Here is a 1,095-nt window from a genome sequence, read left to right as displayed (position 1 = left end):
CTGGAAAATCGTTGCGCCACGATTGCGTTATTTCACCGAAGTCTTTGGCGACTCGTTAACACTTTCCGACTATTTTGAGAATCGCTTTGAAGACAAAAGTGGGTTATTACGTTTGGCCTCAGCCCTTGTCGTGCTCATATTTTTTACCGTCTATACGGCATCTGGTTTGGCGGCTGGTGGAAAGCTTTTTCATCAGACCTTTCAAATCGACTATCAGTGGGCGGTGTGGCTTGGCGCTGCGGTGATCGTTTCTTATACCTTCATCGGTGGTTTTCTGGCCGTGAGTTGGACGGACTTTGTACAAGGATCGTTAATGTTGCTCGCGTTATTGATCGCACCGGTGGCCATTGTATCGGCCCTTGGTGGGCTCAGCGAAGTCTGGCAAGTCATTGAGACAACCGATCAGGCGCTCATGAGTCAGACACCGGATCGAATCAGCCTGATTGCGCCAATTGAAGGGTTGACGTGGTTGGGCGCACTTTCTTTATTGGCCTGGGGGTTTGGTTATGTCGGTCAGCCACATATTCTCGCACGATTTATGGCGTGTCGAGATGTCGCGACCGTCGCCCCAGCGCGTCGCATTGCCATGGGGTGGATGGTTCTGGCGCTCATTGGTAGCATGGCAGTTGGATTTTTTGGCATTGCCTATTTTCAGAGCTATCCGGACGCAGGGTGGTCGGTACTGCAAAATGATCCGGAAAAAGTGTTTATTCTGCTCTCCCAAACCTTATTCAATCCATGGGTGGCAGGTGTGCTTCTGGCGGCCATTCTCGCCGCGGTGATGAGTACCGCTGATTCTCAGCTTCTGGTGTGTTCGAGTGTCGTGACTGAGGATTTGTATCGCCGATGGATTCGCGAAGACGCCTCACAGCAAGAACTGGTCTGGTTGGGGCGGCTAAGTGTTGTGGCGCTCGCGATACTGGCTGCGTGGATTGCCAGTGAGCCTGATTCGGGCGTGCTCGAACTCGTGTCTTATGCTTGGGCCGGCCTTGGTTCGGCGTTTGGTCCTGTTGTCGTCCTGTCGGTTCTATGGAAACGGATGAATAAGGCGGGGGCGTTTGCCGGTATGCTGACCGGCGCCCTTGTGGTCATTGT

1 protein-coding gene is annotated in these 1,095 nt (G+C 53.1%); it reads left to right on the top strand.

From position 1 onward, the window contains the following. Positions 1-1,095, top strand: a 1,095-nt coding sequence (locus D6694_07515) for a sodium:proline symporter (GenBank protein RMH42960.1), incomplete at both ends; no start/stop codon positions are given.

The organism is Gammaproteobacteria bacterium (assembly GCA_003696665.1).
Classification (GTDB): domain Bacteria; phylum Pseudomonadota; class Gammaproteobacteria; order Enterobacterales.
Note: the sequence above shows the minus strand (reverse complement) of the source record. Positions and strands in the feature narration are given on the sequence as shown.